The following is a 20,140-nucleotide window of genomic DNA, read 5'->3' on the forward strand; positions in this document are numbered from 1 at the left end:
CCGCTACAGCTACTTCTTGGACAGGGATGACTCCTTGTGTGCCGCCTTCGAACCCGTCTTGGCGGACTTCACGATCCAGTACGGCTCGTCCTCGCTGGCCTTGAACTTCTGACCTTCGAAGGTGAATTCCTTGGTGCGCTTCTCTTCAGCGGTACCTTCGGTTTCCCCTTGGGAGGTGTTCCAGCGGACGGTGTCGTTCTTCTTGATGGCCATGCCGGAGTGTGCCCAGCCGACAACGGAACGTAAACCTCGACTGGGCGGCAGCCGCTAGCGCAGGGCTGCTGCGAGCCGCCGCCACTGCTCGCGGGGGAATCCGCGGTGATCGGCCTGCAGCACCTGCACGCACACATGGTCGGCACCCGCTGCGCGATGCTCGTTGATCCGCTCGAGGATCGCGGTCTCGTCGCCCCACACGATGAGCCCGTCGAACAGGCGGTCGCTGACCTCGGCGAGATCGTCCTCGGAGAACCCGAGCCGGCGCAGGTTGTTGGCGTAGTTCGGCATCGCGAGGTAGCCCTTGAGCCATTTGGTGCCGATGGCCCGCGCCTCGTCGCGGTCTGCCGCGAAGATCGCGGTCTGCTCCGGAGCGAGCAGCGGTCCGTCGCCCAGCGCCTCTCGGGCGATCTTCGTGTGGTCTGGAGTCACCAGGTAGGGGTGGGCGCCGAGGGTGCGATCCGCGGACAGCTGGAGCATCTTCGGCCCGAGTGCCGCGAGGACCCGCGCGTCGGTGGGTACCGGCGTCGGCGCGGCGTCGAGACCGTCGAGGAACGCCTTGGTGGTGGCGAGGGGCTTTTGGTAGCGCCCCGCCTCTTTGGCGTCGATCAGCGGTGCGTGACTGATGCCCAACCCCAGCAGGAACCGCTGCCCGAACTGCTCGGCGAATCGCGCATGAGCCGCTGCGACATCGGCGGGCTCATGCATCCACATGTTCAGGATCCCCGTCGCGACAACGGCGTTGGTGGTGGCACCGAGCAGGTTCTCGACCGATTCCAGCACCGGACCGCCGACATCCGGGATCCACAGGGCCGAGAAACCCAGTTCGTCCAGTTCGGCCGCGGATTCGGCGGCCTCCCCGGTGTCGCCGTAACGCAGTGGTGAACTCCAGATTCCAACGCCGTCGAGTTTCATGCAGCCGACATTACCGAGTCGTCGGGGCCGCTCGTTCCAGCCGTGCATCCATCGCCGTCGTGAGCCGTTTGAACACGTTGATGCCCGCGGCTCCGACAACGATGATGATCACCCCCGCCACCGTACCGAGCGAGTCGGTGACGAGTCCGGCGATACCGATCGCGATCACGTACATCGGTACCCATTCGAAGAGGTGCAGGACACTCTGCGGCTTCTCGTCGGTCTCCCAGCCCTCGCGTGCCGCAGCACGGTACGTGGCGTAGTCGGGGTAGAACTCGGTGAACGCGATCGCGAAGATGGTTCCACCGATCTGGATGATCCAACCGGTCCAGAAATTGTTCGAGTCTTCGAGCACGAGGTCGCCGAACGCGCCCGAGATCGCCGCGACACCGAACCCGCCGACCCAAGCCCATGTGATGACGTAGTTGATGCGGAGGAACAGCGGGCTGTCCCAGAACTCCTTCTCCGTGGTCTCGCGTGCGTACTGCAGGGTGAACGGCTGACGCACCAGGATCGACCCGAGCGCGAAACTGACGAGCGCGACGTTGGTGAGTTCACCGCTCCACCGCTCGAGCCAGTCGATGACGGCGTCGGAGGCGAACAGCGCGATGAGCGCCATCGACCCGAAGTACGCGACATCGAAGACCTCGAGCAACTTGATGCTGGTGCCGCGCTTGTGCCCGCCGATGACCAGCAGCAGGGACAATGTGAACGCGGCAGCGGCGGCCTCTTCGAAACGACCCGGGCCGGTGAGCAGGGCCATCAGGATCCACGGCGCCATCCCGGCGAACGGAGAGTTGAGGAAGAGGGTCAGCGCCCGGCGAGCACCCGATGTCGGTGGGGCATCGGCGGGCGCGGCAGCCGTCGCGGGCGTAGAGGTCGATTCGTCGGTCATGGCTGAATTGTGCGTCTTCGCAGGACGTCACGCAGGGGTCTACGACTAATCGGGCACGAGACAGACTCCCGCGGATGAAAAGATCGGCACCCGACGGCGCGGTCGAGCGGACGACAATCCGCCTGAACGGCCCCTGTTCGGTGCCGTGTGGGGGAACATGGACGTCGCGTACAGGGTTGGGAGGGGAGCGCAGCGTGCCTGAACCGACATCCGACGACCGGTCCGACTCCGCGGCCCCGACCCATGGGCCCGGCGCCGGGCCGGCAGATACCGCGGTCGCGGAACGTTATCGGCTTCTCCTCGAGATGAGTCCCGACGCGATCGCCGTGCACCAGGACGGGACGATCGTCTACGCGAACTCGGCCGCCCTCGCGTTCGCGCGCCTCGACGTACCGGCGGACATGCTCGGACGGCAGATCGCCGATTTCGTGCACCCCGACGAACTCCGTCCGATGACCGAGCGCATCGCCGGGATGAGAGACCGTGCCGGAGCGTCGACCGAACCGCGAGAGGTGATCATGGTCGACGCCCACGGGGTGCCACGTCCGATGGAGGTCACCTCGGTGCGCACCGTGTGGCATGGCCGGCCCGCCTTTCAGGTGATCCTTCGCGACATCACCGCTCACAAGGCCGCGGAATCGGCACTGCGTCGTCAGGCGGCACTGCTCGATCACGTCAGCAACGCGGTGATCGCCGTCGCCGACGACATGACGATCCGGTCGTGGAACCCGGCGGCCGAGACCATGTACGGGCGCAGCGCGTCCGACGCCCTCGGACGCGATCTGGGTGAGGTGCTCGGCGCACGGGTCGACCCCTACGCGGCGGTGTCGCTCGGCGGCGCCGTCGACCAGGTCCACCGCCGCTTCGACACCGGCCGGTCGTTTCTCGCCCACATGTCGGTGACCACCCTCGACGACGGATTCCTCATCGTCGCCGAACCGAACCGGCGGCCCCTCGTCGAACGGTTGGGATCCGTACTTGCGGCGCTACATCAAGCGATCATCGTTGTCCGGGAGGACGGCACGATCGAACTGGCCAATCCGGCCGCCGCAACGATGCTCGGTGCGCACGCCGTCGCCGGCGCCAGTGTTCACCGGCTGTCACTCGAGTTCGCCGATGGGGTGTCGCCGATCGATCGCTGCCTGCGCAACGGCGAGGCGATCACCGATGCCACCGCGACGGTCACGACGCCGTCCGGGCACCGGTGGCTGTCGTGCTGTTGCCGACCCATCGACGACGACGGGAAGGACGTCGCCGCGCTGGTGTCCTTCCTGGACATCACCGACCGTCACCGGGAGCGGGCCCAGCTCGCCTGGGAGGCCGACCACGACCCCGTCACCGGCCTGCACAACCGCGCCGGCATCATGAACGAGCTCGAGTCACAGCTCCGCACGCTGCGTGCGGAGGACAACGCCTGCTGTGTCGCGATCTTCTACATCGATCTCGACAACTTCAAGATCGTCAACGACTCACTCGGCCACGCCGTCGGCGACGAGGTGCTGCACACCGTCGCGGAACGACTGGTCGCGGCCACGCCCGACGAAGCAGCCGTCGGCCGCAGCGGCGGTGACGAATTCGTCGTCGTCACGACACTCGGCATGGCGTGCTCGGCCGAAGAGATCGAGCGCCAGATCGCCAACATCCGCGGCTCCGTGTTCCGACCGGTCACCGTCAGCGGACGCGCCGACCCGTTGGAGGTGGAGGCGAGCATCGGTGTCGCGACCGTCCAGGCAGGCGACGACCACACCGCGGCGGACCTCCTGCGTGACGCGGACATCGCGTTGTATCAGGCGCGCAAGACATCTCGCGCCTCCTACGTCCGGTTCCAGACCCAGCACCGCGAGGAGATGCAGCGTAGGCAACGGATCGAGGAGGAGCTGCGGCGTGCCCTCGATGCCGATCCCGGCCGCCTGCAGATCCACTACCAACCCATCGTGTCGACCGACGACGGCACGCTGGTCGGACTGGAAGCCCTTCTGCGATGGCAACATCCGGAGCTGGGTTCGATCTCACCTGCCGAATTCATACCGGTCGCCGAAGAATCCAACCTCATCGACCGCGTCGGCGCCTATGTTCTGGGTACCGCGGCAGCCGAAGTGGCCGCCGAACCCGATCTTCGCGGGGTGATGTTGTGTGTCAACGTATCCCGACGAGAGCTCACCGACGGTCTGTTCATCACGCGGCTCCGCGAGACCTTCGAACGATCCGGAATGGAGCCCGAGGCGCTGTGCCTGGAGATCACCGAGAGCGCACTCGCGCCCATCGACAGCGATCTGCTGGCCCTGCTGAGTGACGTGCGTGAGCTCGGAACGCAGGTCTCACTCGACGATTTCGGCACCGGCGCCTCGTCTCTCAGCGAGTTCTATCGACTGCCGGTCAACGTCCTCAAGACCGCGAAGTCGTTCGTCGATGCCCTGGACGAACACCACAGCGCGAGGTCGATTCTCGCCGGGATCGTGACCATGGCCCATGCCGCCGGGATGCGGGTGGTCGCCGAGGGCGTGGAGACCCCCGCCCAGGCCGACACGGTCGCCGAGGTGGGATGCGACCTGGCCCAGGGCTATCACTACGGACGTCCGGCGCCCCTGGCCGACGTGGTCGCCTCCGGTGTGCTCATCCGCACCGACCGCGCGGAGTGGGAGAACGCCTGAGGCGCGGTCGGGAGCGCCGGGCCGCCATCGGCCGCGCAACGCCGTCTGCCCGTGGGGTGTCGAGGATCGCGAGGTGTTCGATAACCTCTGGAACGGCGGACTTCGCGAGTAGATTGGTCCGCAACGTCGGTTCACGGCGTCCATGCAACCGGACAGCGAGGTCACGGCCATGACACACATTCCGCGGTGGATTGCGACAGTGATCGGGGCCCGGTCATGACCGATTCTCAACGTCGCGAGGTCGCCGAACAGCACACGGCAAAGGTCATCGGCGTGACCGTCGCCGCGGCCGTGGGCGGGTTCCTGTTCGGCTTTGACAGTTCCGTCGTCAACGGCGCGGTGGACTCCATCGAAGCCGACTTCGGACTCGGCAAACTGATGACCGGATTCGCGGTCGCGATCGCGCTCCTCGGCTGCGCACTCGGCGCGTGGTTCGCGGGCAGGCTCGCCGACGTGTGGGGCCGTAAGCGCGTGATGCTGCTGGGCTCGGCCCTTTTCATCATCTCCGCGATCGGTACCGGGTTCACCCAGACCATTCCGGATCTGCTGCTCTGGCGCGTCCTCGGCGGCATCGGCATCGGTATCGCGTCCGTCATCGCACCCGCATACATCTCCGAGATCGCCCCGGCCCGTTACCGCGGGGCGCTCGCCTCGATGCAGCAGCTGGCCATCACACTCGGCATCTTCGCGGCACTGCTGTCCGACGCCCTGCTCGCCGACAGCGCCGGCAGCGCGTCGAGCGTCTTCTGGTGGGGACTGGAGGCGTGGCGGTGGATGTTCCTCGTCGGTGTCGTGCCCGCGATCGTCTACGGCGTCCTGGCCCTGCTGATCCCCGAGTCGCCCCGATACCTGGTGGGCCGCAACCGCGACGCCGAGGCGGCGCGGATCCTGCAGGAGGTGACCGGCGAGGAGAACCCGCTCGAACGGGTCAAAGAGATCAAGCTGACGGTCAAGCGTGAGGCGAAGTCGTCGATCAAGGACATCACCGGGCCCTCGTTCGGCCTCCACCCGCTCGTCTGGGTGGGTATCTGGCTGGCCATCTTCCAGCAGTTCGTCGGCATCAACGCGATCTTCTACTACTCGACGACGCTGTGGCAGTCGGTCGGTTTCTCCGAGGCCGACTCCTTCAAGACGTCGGTGATCACCGCCGTCATCAACGTCGCGATGACCTTCGTGGCCATCCTGTTCGTCGATCGCATCGGACGCCGCAAGCTGTTGCTCGGCGGATCGGTGGGCATGTTCATCGGCCTGCTCATGGCGTGCATCGCGTTCACACAGCAGATCGGTGAGGGCGAGAACATCACGCTTCCCGACCCCTGGGGCGTGGTCGCGCTGATCGGCGCCAACCTGTTCGTTGTCGCGTTCGCCGCGACCTGGGGCCCGGTGATGTGGGTGATGCTCGGTGAGATGTTCCCCAACCGAATCCGGGGAGTCGCGCTGGGCGTCTGTACCGCGGTGAACTGGGTCGCCAACTTCACCATCTCGATGCTGTTCCCACCGATGACGGAAGCCGTGGGACTGGGAATCATCTACGGCTTCTTCGCCTTCTGCGCCGCGGCGTCGTTCTTCTACGTGCTCCGTAAGGTCGAGGAGACGAAGGGGATGGAGCTCGAGCAGATGGACTCGGTGGCAGACGCACGACTCTCACAGTTCACCGCGGTCCGCGCGGCGAAGGACAAGGCCTGAATGTTCGACCTTCGTGACCTGTCCCGTGGCGTCGTGGCCGCGCCGATGGCCGGTGGCCCGACCACCCCGGACCTCGTCGTGGCCGCGGGCGTGGCCGGTGGCCTGGGGCAGCTCGCCGCCGGGTACCTGGCTCCCGACAAGGTGCGCGCCGACATCGCGGCCGTGCGGGCGGCCGGCACCGAGGCCTTCGGCGTCAACATCTTCGTTCCGGAGTCCCAGCCGATCGATCGAGATGCCGTCGCCCGGTACCGCGCCGAACTCGTGCCTTATGCACGGGGTCTCGGGGTGACGCTCCCGGAAGTGGACGACCTGGGGGAGGACGACGATCACTTCGACGCCAAGATCCGGTTGATGTGCGACGAGCGAATCCCGGTCGTCTCCTTCGCCTTCGGGTGCCCCTCGCCGGACGTCTTCGATGAACTGCACCGGCACGGGTGCAGTGCCGGGGTCACCGTGACCACCGCCGCCGACGCCGAGATCGCGCAGCAAGCAGGTGCCGACTGGGTCTGCGTGCAAGGCCCGGAGGCCGGTGGACACCGCTCCGTCTTCGACCGCCGCACAACCCCTCCCACCCTTTCACTCGACCAGCTGATCGGCGAGGTCGTCGATCGGGTGCCGCTGCCGATCGTCGCCGCGGGCGGAATCTCGACCCCGGACCGTGCCGACGAGGTCCGCTCGCTGGGACCCGTTGCAGTACAAGTGGGTACCGTGCTCCTACGGACCGACGAGGCCGGTACCAAACCGGCGCACGCGGCGGCTCTCGCCGATCCGGACCGAACCGAGACAGTGGTCACGTGGGCGTTCAGCGGCAGACCCGCGCGTGCGCTACGAAACCTGTTCACCGACAGGTTCTCCGACGCCGCGGTGGCCGAGTACCCTGCCGTCAACACGCTGACCGGAGGCATCCGGCGCGCTGCGAGCAGCGATCCCGACGGGATCAACCTGTGGGCCGGCAGCGGCTTTCGCGATGCCGTCGTCGAGCCCGCGGCGGAGACCATCGCCCGGCTCGGCTGAGCGTGCCTACGAGCCGTGAGGGTCGAGGCTGTTCAGCGTTGCGACGACGTCTGCGTAGTTTCCGCGAACCTCCCCGTAGCGGAGGAACTTGACGCGTTCCACCTGGATCTCGGTGGCGTCGGGCCGGGTGTCGAGGATCTCGACGACTTCGTCGACGAACTCGTCGAGTGGCATGGCGAAGTCGCTGTCGCGCTGGCCGGGCATGAGGTCGGTCCGCACCGCGGGCGGCACCAACTCAACGACGCCCACGGAAGTGTCGGCGAGTTGCAGTCGCAGCGATTCGCTCAGCATGTGGATCGCGGCCTTGGTGGCGTTGTAACTCGGTGTGACCCTGAGCGGAACGAACGCGAGGCCGGAGGACACCGTCATGATCGTGGCGGCCGGCCGCGACCGCAGGTGATCGATGAACGCCGCGATCAGGCGGATGGGGCCGAGGAGGTTCGTGGTGACGGTCGCCTCGGCGGTCTCGAGGAACCCGGCGGGTGAGCTCCAGTCCTCGGTACGCATGATGCCGGCCATCGTGATCAGGACGTCGAGGTCGGGGAACTCGGAGATCACCGCCGCGGCGGCCGCGGTGATGCTCTCGGGGTCGGCCGTGTCGATGGAGATGGTGTGCAGCCCGGGATGTTCGGTCTCGATCTGCGCGAGCAGTTCGCGTCGACGCCCTCCCACGATGACCGTGTTGCCCTTGTCGTGCAAGCGCAGAGCGAGAGCCAGACCGATTCCGCTGGTGGCCCCGGGGATGAAGATGGTGTTTCCGGTGATGTTCATGCGCTCAGTGTCGAGCGATGTGCCGCCCGCATCCAGAGCGTGCACATCGGGGGATCGCAGATCCCTGGCTGGGCTGCGACGGCCACGCGATACTGGCCTGGTGGACCGTGATGCACTCGCCGGATTTCTCGTGAGCCGACGACACTCGCTGCAACCGTCGGATGTTGGTCTCGCGCCGGGTGCCCGCCGACGCACCTCCGGACTACGTCGCGAAGAGGTCGCGCAGCTCGCGGCGATGTCGACCGACTACTACACGCGCCTGGAGCAGCGTCGCGGTCCGCAACCCAGCACACAGATGCTGACCGCACTCGCCCGAGCGTTGCGATTGACCGGTGACGAGCGCGACTACATGTTCCGCGTGGCCGGGCACAGCGCACCCGACCGGGTCGCCGGTTCGGACCACATAGCACCGGGCCTTCGCCGAGTCCTCGACCGTCTCACGGACACACCAGCGCTGATCTTGTCCGCACTGGGGGAGACGCTCGCCCAGAATGACTGCGCGAGAGCGCTGTTCGGTGACGTCGAACATCTGACGGGTTTCGAGCGCAGCGCCATCTACCGATGGTTCGTCGACCCCGATACGCGCGGCCTGTATCCGCGGGACGACCACGATCGGCAGAGCCGCGCCCAGGTCGCCTCGCTGCGCGCCGCGTACGGGGCGATGGGCGCGTCGTCACGAGCGGGGGCGATGGTCGACGAACTCATCCGACGCAGTGGCGAATTCGCAGACCTGTGGGATACCCACATCGTCAGTCGGCGCTTCGAGGATCACAAGGTCCTGCTGCATCCCGAACTCGGTGCCATCGAAGTCGATTGCCAGGCACTGTTCACCGAAGACCAGTCGCAGGTGTTGCTCGTCCTGACCGCGGCCCCGCGAACCGATGCGGCGGGCAAGATCGAGCTGTTGAACGTCATAGGGACGCAGAAGCTCTGAACCCCCGCGGCGACGACCACTTCATGTGGTCAGGACGAAGGTGAGGACGACCCGGGCGGCCGAACGTTGATCCGGCGGCCGATCGCCGAGAGCTGGCGGAGCTGCGCACGTGTCAACCGGTCGATGACGAGTTCGCGGACATTCGCGAGATAACCGGGAGCCGTCGCCACGACCTTCTCCCAACCCGCCTCGGTGAGAACGGCATTGGTGAACCGTCCGTTCTCCGGGCAGGGGTGCCGGCGCACCCAGTTTCGCTTCTCTAGCCGTCCGACCACATGCGACAGGCGCGACAACGAACCGTAGGAGAGCTCGGCGAGCTCGCTCATCCTGAGGGTGCGTTCAGGCGCCTCCGACAACGCGGACATCACCTCGTACTCGAAGTGCGTGATCTGAGCATCCCGCAGGAGTTGTGCATCGAGTGCATGGGGCAGATGCGCGAGTGTGGTCGCCATCTGGATCCAGGCATCCATCTCCTCGTCATCGAGCCACCTCGGCTCGGGCGCAGTGGGCATCTGCGCAGTGTATCCGAAGTGAACAGCTCCGTCGTTGTTGACGCATCAAGTGTCAGCCACTAGCCTTCACTTGATTCATCAAGTCACATCACTCGCAGTTAAGGCGGCTTTGTCATGACCAACCCCCTCGTCCGCAGCGCGGGCATCCTCATCGGACGCGTGGCGCTCGGCGTGATCTTCTTGGCGCACGGGTTGCAGAAGTTCCAGCAGAACGGGTGGTCGGGACCGCAAACCGGATTCGACGCGATGGGTGTTCCCGCCGCGTCGTTCTCCGCCTTCGTGGTCACGTGGCTCGAGATCCTCGGGGGCATCGCCCTGATCGCCGGTCTGCTGACCCCGATCATCGCCGCACTGTTCGTCCTCGACATGGTCGGCGCTCTGTTCATCGCCCACGTCGACAGCGGAATCTGGGTCTCCGACGGCGGATACGAATTCGTCCTCGCACTCGCAGCCGGTTCCCTTCTGCTGGCGGTCGTCGGCGCGGGCCGGTTCAGCGTCGACGCCGCATTGGGGACCAAGCTGGGCTGGCTCGCCACCGACGATGCGCGGTCGCGCGACCTCGCCGGTGCGTCCCGCTGAGGGAACAATCACACAACCTCGAGACCCCGCACACCGCGTGTGCGGGGTCTCGGTGTATCTGCGCGGCGCGTATCGACTCTCAGGCGGTATCGCCTACAGTCCGAGGGCAGGCGTCGTCGTTGAGCCTGCGGGCACGATAGTGGTTCGGCAGCACGCCGCCTCCGTCGATGGGTGAGGGACATGACCTGGTTGATGCTGATCGGCGCGATTTTCTCCGAGGTCGCGGCGACTCTGTCGCTGAAGGGTTCTCAGGACGTACCGGCGCTGTACGTCGTGGTGGTCGTCGGCTATTCGGTCGCGTTCGTGCTGCTGGCCGCCGTCCTGAAGCGAGGCATGGGCATCGGTGCGGCATACGGAATCTGGTCGGCGTCGGGTGTCGCCCTCACCGCAGCGTTGGCGACACGGATCTTCGGTGAGTCCTTCACCGTGCTGATGGGGATCGGAATCGCCTGCATCATGGTCGGCGTGGTCCTCGTCGAGACCGGACACCGGCCGTCGGGACAATCCGACCCCGGCGAGGTGTGACCGTGGGATACGTCTTCCTCGTCGTCGCGATCATCGCCGAGGTCAGCGGCACGCTGGCGTTACGTGCCGCAGCCGGTGGCCGACCGCGGTTCTACGCCGTTGTCGTCGTCGGATACGCCGTGGCGTTCGCCGCCCTGACCCTGGGACTGCGCAACGGCGTCCCGCTCGGGGTCGCGTACGGGATCTGGGCGGCCACCGGCGTGGCCGTCACCGCGGTCGCGGCTCACTTCCTGTTCCGCGAGCGACTGAACCGTCGGATGGTGGCAGGCATCGGCATCATCATCCTCGGCGTCCTACTGGTCGAGCTGGGCGCGCTCCACTGACACCGCCGCCCTGCGGCACTGCTGCGTCGGAACTCTCGACTCAGCCCTGATCCACCGGGGTGTCGCGTCGACCTTCGGGCTCGTTGTTGTCGCGCGGATTGTCGAACGACACGTCGATCTCCTGAAACCCCTTGTTGCGCTGGGCGAGAACCTGGGCGGCGTAGGCCGCCTCGTCTCCCTCGGTGAGACTGACGTTGTCGGTGAACGGCGTCAGCAGGGAACGCGGGTAGAGATGGTCGACCCGGACCGCATTCACCTCCAGGCAGATCACGATGACGATCGACGCCACGTACAGGAAGGCGAGAAGCCCGAGGACGATCGCGAAGACACCGTTGGTGGAACTCGCGTTCCCGATGACGTGCTGGACGTACACGGCACCGAAGGTCTGGATGACCTGCCAGCAGACGGCGGCTCCGAACGCGCCCGGCAGCACATCCCGCACCGACACATTGCGAGCCGTGCCCACTCGGAAGGCCACGGTGAACACGAGGGTGCTGAGGGCCACCGACCCGAGAATCGCCAGCCACCTGCCGACGATGCCGAGCTCGAACGCCGCCGAGAGGCCGTTCACGATGGTCAGACCGATGACCGCGACACCGATGGTCGACAGGAGCAGCAGCCCGCGCAGCCTCGCGAAGATGGGATCCGGTCGTTCGTTGCGCGGGACCGCCCAGATCGTGTTCATGGCATTCTGTGCCGCCACCGCCACACCCAATCCGCCGTACAGGGACACCACCACGCCGATCACGATGGCGGTGACACCGCCGCTGAGCTTCTCGGGCTCTTCGAGCTGGCTTCCGATGACGGGGATCTGACTCATCGCCGAGTCCAGGATGCTCTCCTGCAGCGATGGATTGTCCGCGAGCACGATCCCGAGGATCGTCGCGAAGAGCAGGAGCAACGGAAACAGCGAGATGAAGGCGTAGTAAGCGCACAGAGCCGCGAGATAGGCACCCTGGTCGTCGACGAATTTGTAGATGACGGCAAGCGGGAATCCGGTGGCCGGATGACGCCGCTGGAATCGGTCGACGCGCTCGGTCAAGGACATCCGGTTACCTCCTTGTCGACGATCCCGCTCCCACCGTCCTCGTGTGCTGAGCCCGTGCGCGAGGACTGCTGGTGCGACTGTATCCCTCGTGACTGGCCGGATACGTCACGCGCGGCGGGCCGGTTCCTCACGGAACGGGTCGAACCCGGGCACGCCGAGGGCTCGGAGAGGTGACCCCACCCGCCAATAGACGAGTCCGGCCAGACCGCGCGGGAAATAGCGGGTGGTGGTGACGATGTCTACCGTGGTCCGGGACCCACGACTCTCGACCACCGTGTGATCGACGTAAGCACGACCGAACTTCGTGTCGGACAACCGAACCCGTAGGAACTCGGGCCGTCGGGCATCGACGATCTCGCCGCGTCGTCGTGCCGTGGCCCGCAGGTCGTCCCAGACCGTCGACGCCGTGCCCCGTTCGGTCCGACGGGTGGTCGACTCGAACATCTCCTCGCCGGCCCAGGCCGGGTCGGTGGGGATGGGCTCGGCTGCCGAGATGTCCGGGGATGCGTTCGTCCACGGTGCCGCGCCATCACCGCGCTGCGATCGCTCGAGGGTGCGGGCGACGGCCAGCGCATACGGCGTGAGTCCGCCCCGTGGCCTGTCGATGATCGCGTCGACCGCACGATCACGGCACACCGCATCACACTCGAGCGATTCGATGAGCGGCCGTGCGATCTTGCCGCGTATGGGGGTCACGAATCGCACCCACCGACTGGCCAGAGCGGGCGTCAGATAGGGGAGCACGACCATCACCCGTGGGCGGAGGCCGGCAACCTCGGCGTACACCTGCATCATGTCGCCGTACTCCAGGACGTCGGGCCCACCGATGTCCCACGTTCTCGACGACGGGACCGAGGCGGTGGCCGCCTCGACGAGGTAGTGCAGCGCGTCGTCGACGGCGATCGGCTGGATCTTGTTGTGCACCCACCGTGGCGTGGTCATCGCGGGTAGCCGCTCGGTGAGGTGACGGATGAGTTCGAAGGATGCCGAACCGGAGCCGATGAGAGTGCCCGCCTGTAGTGCGACCGTCTCTATCGACGAGTCGATCAGGATGTCCCCGACCTCGGCGCGGGACGCGAGGTGCTCGGAGAGCTCGGTGCCGGTGGGGTGGAGCCCGCCGAGGTAGACGATCCGGGAGACCTTGCAGTGCTTCGCAGCGGCCACGACATTCTCGGCCGAGCGACGCTCCTCGGCGGCGAAGTCCGAGTCGGTACTCATCGAGTGCACGAGGTGATAGACGACGTCGACACCCGCGAACGCCTTGATCAGTGAGTCCCGGTCCGAGAGATCACCGCGGACCACCTCGGCGTGGGCCTCCTTCGCCCACGGGGCGTCGGAGAGCTTGGACGGGGTTCGGGCCAGGGCTCGTACGCGGTGACCACGCTCCAGGAGGCGAGGCGCAAGTCGACCCCCCACGTAGCCGGTCGTACCGGTGACCAGGCAGGTCAGAGACTCGCTCACTTCACTCCTTGACGCTCGGGTGTCTCCAATCTAGGAGTGCCATCCCGAGCGGGAGATGTTATGCAGCGGGTCGGTGCACGATCGTTCCCGGCCGGCCACGGAAGTGTAACGATGAGCCTGCGGGTCGCCGTCGGTCCTTGCCCACGGGCCGGCCGTCAGTTCCCGTCCGTCGCGCCGGGCATGTTCTCGAACCACTGGCAGTCCTCGAGCAGTCGACTGCTCTTCCATCCCTCAGAAGTGCGGACCATCGAGTGGTGATAGTTGCCGCCGCACGTGCTGAGTTCGCTCATGCCGACGAACCGCATCGGGTTGAAGAACATGGCTCGCACCTCGGCGCGGTCGCCGTCGAAGGTGTACTCGATGTTGGTGATGAAGTGCTGGCTGACCGACACGAACGCGAAACTCTCCTCGAGCCATGCAGCGATCTCGTCGCGATGACCCGCTTGTCCGAACGGTGTGGAGGTGTAGTCGACCGTCGCGTCGTCGGTGAACACCGATCGCCACAGCCCCCAGTCCTTGGTGTCGACCGCCCGCGAGTACCGGGACAACGTGTCCGCGATGCCGAACCGATCACTGATCTCCTGCAGGTCCATCGTTCTCCTGTCCGAACACTGGGGCGACGCAGCGACGCGGGTACATCCCGTACCGGCGTCGCCCCGCTCTGTCGGCACTATAGACAGCCGTCCAGACATGCGTCGGGGAACGGAGATATGATCCGTCGCTCTGACCCGCTACTCGGTGAACCTGACTTGCATCAGCGCATTCGTCACGTAGGTGGTCTCGCGGTCGATGCCGGCGGCCTCCAGGGCGCGGTCGAACAGTGTCCCGGCCGGTCCGACGAACAATTGCCCCGAGCGGTCCTCCTGGTCAGCCGGTTCGTCGTAGCGATCGAACCGCCCGCCGAACGGCGACCCCGGCGACGGCGCCGGTGATCACCCATGGCCCGCCCACGAGGAGTGGGTCGATCCAGGCGTGATTGTTGTCGACGCGCTTGCGACCGACGCGTGACGACCAACCGTGGTGGCTGAGTTCGGATTTGATGCCCGTCTCGGTGAACGGATTGTCGGGACGTCCGGTGGCCAGCGACACAAGGTGGGCCTCGACGGACGCCACCCGATCGGCTCCCAACAACATGAGCCAATGTGCCGCACGCGCTTCACTGAAGCGGTACGCGGAACGCCGGATCACTCCGGACAGGCCACGTGGCGGCGTCGAGGTGCCGAAAACCGGTGTGAGGAAGGCATGTTCGTTCGACCTCTCGCGCGGCCATCGTTCCGGCTGGTCCTCGGGCACCTCCCAGTGGACGCCGGGCGCCGGGCCCACCGCGAGTTCCTGCGGGAAGGCGGGACGATCGGCGGGGTCCGAGTCGACACCCCAGCCGGGAATCCGATCGACGAGGGCGGAGGTGTCGGGGTCGTTGGGTCGGTCTGCGGGATAGGCGGGCATGGGTCCTCCTCAGCCGGCGTCGGCCACGATGATGGGTTTGATGCAGTCGTCGAGCTTGGCGGAGAAGATGTGATAGCCCTCGGCGATGTGCTCCAACGGGATGCGATGGGTGACAATGTCGTTCGGCTTGAAGTAGCCGTTCTGGATGTGCTCGAACAGGCGGGGCCACTGCCGTTTGACCGGGCATTGGTTCATGTTCAGCGTCAGCCCTTTGTTCATCGCGTCACCGAACTTCACCGCGCTGAACATCGGCCCGTAGGCGCCCATGACCGAGACGGTGCCACCCTTGCGCACCGAATCGATCGCCCAGTTCAGAGCGATGGGGGAGCCGCCCTGCAACTTGAACTTCGCGGCGGTCACATGCTGGAGGAAGTTGCCGTCGGCCTCGGCGCCCACGGCGTCGATCACACGATCGGCACCGATGTTGTCGGTGATGTTCTTCAAGTGGACGATGATGTCGTCGTACTCGGCGAAGTTGTATGTCTCGGCGTGCGCGAACTGCGCCGCCTTGTCCAACCGGTACTGCAGGTGATCGATGACGATCACCCGGCCGGCGCCCATGAACCATGCCGACCGCGCCGCGTACAAGCCGACCGGACCGGCTCCGAAGACGATGACGGTCTCGCCCTGCCGGATGTCGGCGAGCTGTGCACCGAAGTATCCGGTGGACAACGCGTCCGTCAGGAGCAGGGCGTCTTCGGGGTCCATCCAGTCCGGGATGATGGTCGGACCGACATCCGCGAACGGAACACGGACGAACTCCGCCTGACCCCCGTCATAGCCGCCGCAGGTGTGCGAGTACCCGTAGATGCCCCCGACCGCCGTCGCGTTCGGATTCACGTTGTGGCAGTTGGAATACAGGCCTCGGGCGCAGAAGTAGCACGTTCCGCAGTACACGTTGAACGGCACCATGACCCTGTCGCCGACCTCGAGGTTGCGCACCGAACCCCCGACCGATTCGACGACGCCGATGAACTCGTGCCCGAAGGTCATTCCGGGACGGGTGTCGGGCATCATGCCGTGGTACAGATGCAGGTCGGACCCGCAGATTGCCGCATGGGTCACCCGGACGATCGCGTCGTTGGGGTGCTCGATGCGGGGCACCGGCTTCTCCTCGACGCGGACCTTGTAGGGACCGCGGTAGACCATCGCCCGCATGGTGTCAGCACTCATGCGCGAAGGCTTACCCTCGCGTCACATCGACAAACCTGGTGGCGAGGTGGCCGGGTCGGTTGCCACCCCCGCATGCGGGCTCGTCGAGCCTCGGAATGAGGTGTACAAAAGTAACCCGAGTACGAGACCGCCCCGGGAGAGGACCGTCGATGTCAGTGGTGTCTTATGTGATTGCCGGGTCCGAGGCGACCGGGGGTGCCGGTATCCAAGCCGATCTGCGTACGTTCGCACAGCTCGGCACCTACGGTGTCGGGACGATCACGTGCATCGTGTCCTTCGACCCGAAGGCGGGTTGGGGTCATCGTTTTGTGCCGATCGACCCGGCGGTGATCGCGGACCAGATCGAGGTGGCCACCGCGGCCCACGAACCCGATGTGGTCAAGATCGGCATGCTGGGCACCCCGGCGACGATCGCGACGGTGGCCGAAGCCCTGGCGTCCCGGCGGTGGCGACACGTCATCGTCGATCCGGTGCTCATCTGCAAGGGCCAGGAGCCCGGAGCTGGATTGGACACCGACAACGCACTGCGCTCGCAGATCCTGCCGCTGGCCACCGTGGTGACGCCCAACCTCTTCGAGGCGGCCACACTCGCCGGGATGGACGAGCTCACCTCGGTCGATGACCTCGCTGAGGCCGCCCGCCGCATCCATGACCTCGGCCCCGGCGTCGTGGTCGTCAAAGGTGGCGTCGGACTCCCCGGCGATGACGCAGTCGACGTCGCGTTCGACGGCACCGACGTGACCGTGCTGCGGGCGCCGAAGGTGGGCGACGAACGCGTGTCGGGCGCCGGTTGCGTGTTCGCGGCCGCGACCACCGCGGAACTGACGAAGGGCGCCGACGTGCTGGACGCCATCCGGACCGCCAAGCAGTTCACCCACGACGGGATCGTCGGGCGCCTCGCCTCTCGCGCCCCCTTCGACGCGGTTTGGCACGGCGCGCGCTGACCCGCCACGGGCGTAGCGTGTGGCCATGTCCACAACCTCCGACGCTGCGGTCGTCGGCGCCGGGATCATCGGCCTGTCAACCGCATATCACCTTGCCCGACAGGGTCTTTCGGTCACTCTCTACGAGTCGGGCCGGCCCTGGTACGGCCAGTCGGCCGGGCAGTCCCGCATCTTCCGCCACGCACACGACGACCCGAGACTCGTCGAGCTGGCCGTTCGAGCACGCCATCAATGGGACGAGTGGTCCGACTACCTAGGCACCCCAACCCCACTGATCTCCTCCGACGGTGCCGTCGCACTGGGCGGCGCGGTCACCGATCGACACGCGATTCTCGAACGCGCCGGCGTGGAAGTCGTATCGCTCGACCCCGCGTCGCTTCTGGAGATCCTGCCGGTGCTCGCGGAGTACGACGGTGAGGCGATGCTCGACGTCCGCGGCGGTTCCATCGACACCCGAGCCGCGATATCCGGGCTCGCGAACAGGTTTCGCGACGACTTCGTCCACGAGGAGGTCATCGCCGTCCACCAGGACGGTGACGCCGTCTCCGTCCGGACACCCACCACACTGGGGAAACACGGCACAGTCGTGGTGTGTGCGGGGCGGGACCGCGGCGCTCGCACGCGGAGTGGGCCTGATGCTCCCGCTGCGCCTGGGCGCGCACGTTCGCGTGTCTTTTCGAGTGCGGGACAACACACTTCGGCTTCCGACGCTGCAGGACGCCAGCGGTTGCTTCGGTGCCGCAGGTGTCTATGCCGCGGTGTACCCCGACCGGTCGGCCTACGGCCTGGGGATTGCCGACGACGTCGACGCCCTCGACGACGGAGCGATCGTCGATGGGGGCAGGCTCGGGGATCTGGCAACTGCGGCGTCGCGGTATGTGACAACCGCACTGCCCGGTCTCGATCCCACCCCGCTCGAGACCGTGCACTGCTGGGTGACGAGGCTGCCGTGGGGCGACGACGGTATGGCCATCTGGCGCACGGGATCGGTCGTCGCGGTGGCTGGCCACAACATGTTCAAACATGCGCCCGTCATCGGCGAAGCCCTCGCACGGACCGTGGTCGAGGGACGGGTTCCGGCCGGGTTCGGTCCCGGCGACCGCCTGGGGGACCCCCGCCAGGGGGACCCGACGGTCTGAGACCCGGACTCGCTCGCTGTCGGGGCGGCGCGTGGTGTCAGAGTGGCGTCCTGCGGGTAGTCGTGCGAGATCACGGTGTCGGCGACGGCGCCACCAGCCACCACCGTCGAGGAGTGCCATGTCCGACACCGTTGCAGACGTCGTGTTGAACCGATTGCGGGAGTGGGGGGTTCGCCAGATCTTCGGTTACCCCGGAGACGGCATCAACGGTTTGCTCTCGGCGTGGGACCGCGCCGGCAACGACCCGCAGTTCGTCCAGTCGCGTCACGAGGAGATGAGTGCGTTCCAGGCTGTCGGGTACGCGAAGTTCTCGGGCCAGGTCGGGGTCTGCGCCGCGACCAGCGGCCCGGGCGGCATCCATCTGCTGAACGGCTTGTACGACGCGAAGCTCGACCATGTGCCGGTGGTGGCGCTGGTCGGACAGACCGAACGTTCGGCGATGGGCGGTGCGTATCAGCAGGAGATCGACATGCTGGCGCTGTACAAAGACGTCTGCAGCGACTTCGTCCAGATGTGCTTGGTGCCCGAGCAGATTCCCAATCTCATCGACCGGGCCATCCGCGTCGCTGTCGCCGAGCGGGCGCCCACCGCGCTGATCTTTCCCTCCGACGTGCTCGATCTGGACTACGAGCCGCCGCAGCAGGCCTTCAAGCAGGTGCCGTCCAGTTTCGGGATGACGCGTCCGACGCAGGCACCTGACGCCGCGGCGATCCGGCAGGCAGCGGAGATCCTCAACGCGGGCGAGCGGGTGGCGATGCTGGTGGGGCAGGGCGCCAAGGACTGCGTTTCCGAACTGACGGCCGTCGCCGACGCACTCGGTGCCGGGTGCGCGAAGGCGCTGCTGGGGCGGGACGTCTTACCGGACACGCTGCCGTGGGTCACCGGATCGATAGGGCTGCTCGGGACGACGGCGAGTCACCACCTGATGACCGGGTGCGACACCCTGCTCACCGTCGGGTCGAACTTTCCGTACTCGCAATTTCTCCCGTCCTTCGGTCAGGCACGAGGAGTTCAGATCGATCACTCGCCGAAGACGATCGGGATGCGATATCCGAATGAGCTCAACGTCGTCGGCGACGCCCGGGCAACGCTGCAGGCCCTCATCCCGCTGCTGGAGACCAAGAGCGACCGGACGTGGCGGGACGAGGTCGAAACCGCGGTCGAACAGTGGTGGGCGACGGCAACCGAGCAGGCGATGACCGACGCGGACCCGATCAACCCGATGCGGATCTTCCACGAGTTCTCCGCGAGGGCTCCCGCTGACTCGATCGTGACGGCGGACTCCGGCACCGCGGCGGACTGGTACGCGCGGCACATCGTGTTCCGGAACGAGATGCGTGGTTCGTTGTCGGGGACGCTCGCCACGATGGGCCCTGCTGTCCCGTACGCCATCGGTGCCAAGTGGGCACATCCGTCCCGGCCCGCCATCGCCTTCGAGGGCGACGGGGCGATGCAGATGAACGGGCTGGCCGAGATGATCACCGTCGCCCACTACTGGCGGCAGTGGACCGACCCCCGCCTCGTCGTCGCCGTGTTGCACAACAACGACCTCAATCAGGTGACCTGGGAACAGCGGGCTATGTCCGGGTCCCCGAAATTCGCTCCCTCGCAGAATCTTCCCGATGTCGACTACGCAGCGTTCGCTCGCAGCATCGGACTCGTCGGGATCAACGTCGACAACCCCGATGACCTCGGTGCCGCGTGGGACACCGCGTTGTCGGCAGACCGGCCTGCCCTGCTGGATGTCCGGTGCGATCCCACGGTGCCGCCGATACCACCACACACGACGCGCGAGCAGGTCCTGGCCCTCGGGAAGTCCCTCCTCAAGGGCGACGAGGACGCGTCGTCCGTCGTCGAGAACGTGGCCAAGCAGAGCATCGGGCGGTTCCGTCCCGGCACGGACTGACGGCG

20 protein-coding genes and 1 pseudogene are annotated in these 20,140 nt (G+C 66.6%); 10 read left to right on the plus strand and 11 right to left on the minus strand.

Going from position 1 to position 20,140, the window contains the following annotated elements:
• Positions 1–9 precede the first annotated feature (9 nt).
• The 3 genes from MAY35_RS04440 to MAY35_RS04450 are packed head-to-tail and all read right to left on the minus strand — an operon-like array spanning position 10 to position 2,023.
• Positions 10–213, minus strand: a complete 204-nt coding sequence (locus tag MAY35_RS04440) for a DUF2945 domain-containing protein (protein ID WP_238419569.1) — start codon at positions 211–213, stop codon at positions 10–12.
• A 54-nt stretch (positions 214–267) separates the two neighbouring features.
• The gene (locus MAY35_RS04445) at positions 268–1,128 is read right to left on the minus strand and encodes an LLM class F420-dependent oxidoreductase (protein WP_238419571.1); all 861 of its coding nucleotides are present in this window, start codon (positions 1,126–1,128) and stop codon (positions 268–270) included.
• Positions 1,129–1,138: 10 nt separating this feature from the next.
• Positions 1,139–2,023, minus strand: coding sequence for a hypothetical protein (locus MAY35_RS04450; protein WP_238419573.1), 885 nt, complete (start codon positions 2,021–2,023; stop codon positions 1,139–1,141).
• A gap of 194 nt (positions 2,024–2,217) precedes the next feature.
• On the opposite strand from MAY35_RS04450, the gene MAY35_RS04455 reads away from it, so the two are divergent.
• The 3 genes from MAY35_RS04455 to MAY35_RS04465 all read left to right on the plus strand — a co-directional run bounded on the left by MAY35_RS04455 (position 2,218) and on the right by MAY35_RS04465 (position 7,374).
• Positions 2,218–4,674 (plus strand): EAL domain-containing protein, encoded by a 2,457-nt coding sequence (locus tag MAY35_RS04455; protein WP_308192435.1) that lies wholly within the window; start codon positions 2,218–2,220, stop codon positions 4,672–4,674.
• Positions 4,675–4,890: 216 nt separating this feature from the next.
• A complete protein-coding gene (locus MAY35_RS04460) occupies positions 4,891–6,360 on the plus strand; it encodes a sugar porter family MFS transporter (protein ID WP_238419575.1) in 1,470 nt (489 codons plus the stop codon).
• The gene (locus MAY35_RS04465; RefSeq protein ID WP_238419576.1) at positions 6,361–7,374 is read left to right on the plus strand and encodes a nitronate monooxygenase family protein; all 1,014 of its coding nucleotides are present in this window, start codon (positions 6,361–6,363) and stop codon (positions 7,372–7,374) included.
• 6 nt (positions 7,375–7,380) lie between these two features.
• Here MAY35_RS04465 and MAY35_RS04470 read toward each other — a convergent pair whose 3' ends face one another.
• The gene (locus tag MAY35_RS04470; RefSeq protein ID WP_238419577.1) at positions 7,381–8,145 is read right to left on the minus strand and encodes an SDR family oxidoreductase; all 765 of its coding nucleotides are present in this window, start codon (positions 8,143–8,145) and stop codon (positions 7,381–7,383) included.
• Positions 8,146–8,245: 100 nt separating this feature from the next.
• On the opposite strand from MAY35_RS04470, the gene MAY35_RS04475 reads away from it, so the two are divergent.
• Positions 8,246–9,079 carry a helix-turn-helix transcriptional regulator gene (locus MAY35_RS04475; protein ID WP_238419578.1) on the plus strand — a complete coding sequence of 278 codons (834 nt, stop codon included), beginning with the start codon at positions 8,246–8,248 and terminating at the stop codon, positions 9,077–9,079.
• Positions 9,080–9,108: 29 nt separating this feature from the next.
• On the opposite strand, the gene MAY35_RS04480 is transcribed toward MAY35_RS04475, so the two are convergent.
• A complete protein-coding gene (locus MAY35_RS04480) occupies positions 9,109–9,591 on the minus strand; it encodes a MarR family winged helix-turn-helix transcriptional regulator (RefSeq protein WP_238419579.1) in 483 nt (160 codons plus the stop codon).
• A 114-nt stretch (positions 9,592–9,705) separates the two neighbouring features.
• Here MAY35_RS04480 and MAY35_RS04485 point away from each other — a divergent pair, with 114 nt between their 5' ends.
• From MAY35_RS04485 to MAY35_RS04495, 3 genes are all read left to right on the plus strand, one after another.
• Positions 9,706–10,170: a DoxX family protein gene (locus tag MAY35_RS04485; RefSeq protein WP_238419580.1), complete on the plus strand. Its 465-nt coding sequence runs from the start codon at positions 9,706–9,708 to the stop codon at positions 10,168–10,170.
• Between the two features lie 180 nt (positions 10,171–10,350).
• Complete coding sequence (locus MAY35_RS04490; RefSeq protein ID WP_238419581.1) at positions 10,351–10,695, plus strand: multidrug efflux SMR transporter; 345 nt, start codon at positions 10,351–10,353, stop codon at positions 10,693–10,695.
• Between the two features lie 2 nt (positions 10,696–10,697).
• Positions 10,698–11,018 (plus strand): multidrug efflux SMR transporter, encoded by a 321-nt coding sequence (locus tag MAY35_RS04495; RefSeq protein WP_238419582.1) that lies wholly within the window; start codon positions 10,698–10,700, stop codon positions 11,016–11,018.
• Between the two features lie 40 nt (positions 11,019–11,058).
• Here MAY35_RS04495 and MAY35_RS04500 read toward each other — a convergent pair whose 3' ends face one another.
• The 6 genes and pseudogenes from MAY35_RS04500 to MAY35_RS04525 all read right to left on the minus strand — a co-directional run bounded on the left by MAY35_RS04500 (position 11,059) and on the right by MAY35_RS04525 (position 16,131).
• Positions 11,059–12,066 carry a YihY/virulence factor BrkB family protein gene (locus MAY35_RS04500; RefSeq protein ID WP_238419584.1) on the minus strand — a complete coding sequence of 336 codons (1,008 nt, stop codon included), beginning with the start codon at positions 12,064–12,066 and terminating at the stop codon, positions 11,059–11,061.
• A gap of 105 nt (positions 12,067–12,171) precedes the next feature.
• Positions 12,172–13,527: an NAD(P)H-binding protein gene (locus MAY35_RS04505; RefSeq protein ID WP_238419585.1), complete on the minus strand. Its 1,356-nt coding sequence runs from the start codon at positions 13,525–13,527 to the stop codon at positions 12,172–12,174.
• Between the two features lie 155 nt (positions 13,528–13,682).
• The gene (locus MAY35_RS04510) at positions 13,683–14,120 is read right to left on the minus strand and encodes a nuclear transport factor 2 family protein (protein WP_238419586.1); all 438 of its coding nucleotides are present in this window, start codon (positions 14,118–14,120) and stop codon (positions 13,683–13,685) included.
• 147 nt (positions 14,121–14,267) lie between these two features.
• A pseudogene (locus MAY35_RS04515) lies at positions 14,268–14,408 on the minus strand (uracil-DNA glycosylase family protein); the annotation flags it as partial.
• Positions 14,395–14,973 (minus strand): hypothetical protein, encoded by a 579-nt coding sequence (locus MAY35_RS04520; RefSeq protein WP_238419587.1) that lies wholly within the window; start codon positions 14,971–14,973, stop codon positions 14,395–14,397. The pseudogene MAY35_RS04515 and the gene MAY35_RS04520, both read right to left, overlap by 14 nt.
• A gap of 9 nt (positions 14,974–14,982) precedes the next feature.
• Positions 14,983–16,131, minus strand: coding sequence for a zinc-dependent alcohol dehydrogenase (locus MAY35_RS04525; protein WP_238419804.1), 1,149 nt, complete (start codon positions 16,129–16,131; stop codon positions 14,983–14,985).
• Positions 16,132–16,295: 164 nt separating this feature from the next.
• On the opposite strand from MAY35_RS04525, the gene MAY35_RS04530 reads away from it, so the two are divergent.
• Genes MAY35_RS04530 through MAY35_RS04550 form a run of 3 tightly spaced genes read left to right on the plus strand, consistent with a single transcriptional unit; the run spans position 16,296 to position 20,135 of the window.
• On the plus strand, positions 16,296–17,090 hold the full coding sequence (locus tag MAY35_RS04530) for a PfkB family carbohydrate kinase (protein ID WP_238419588.1): 795 nt from the start codon (positions 16,296–16,298) through the stop codon (positions 17,088–17,090).
• Between the two features lie 25 nt (positions 17,091–17,115).
• Positions 17,116–18,378 carry an FAD-dependent oxidoreductase gene (locus MAY35_RS23420; protein WP_245403622.1) on the plus strand — a complete coding sequence of 421 codons (1,263 nt, stop codon included), beginning with the start codon at positions 17,116–17,118 and terminating at the stop codon, positions 18,376–18,378.
• Positions 18,348–20,135 carry a thiamine pyrophosphate-requiring protein gene (locus MAY35_RS04550; protein WP_238419589.1) on the plus strand — a complete coding sequence of 596 codons (1,788 nt, stop codon included), beginning with the start codon at positions 18,348–18,350 and terminating at the stop codon, positions 20,133–20,135. The genes MAY35_RS23420 and MAY35_RS04550 overlap by 31 nt, the downstream gene beginning before the upstream one ends.
• Positions 20,136–20,140: the final 5 nt, after the last annotated feature.

The organism is Gordonia sp. 'Campus' (assembly GCF_022206305.1).
Classification (GTDB): Bacteria; Actinomycetota; Actinomycetes; order Mycobacteriales; family Mycobacteriaceae; genus Gordonia.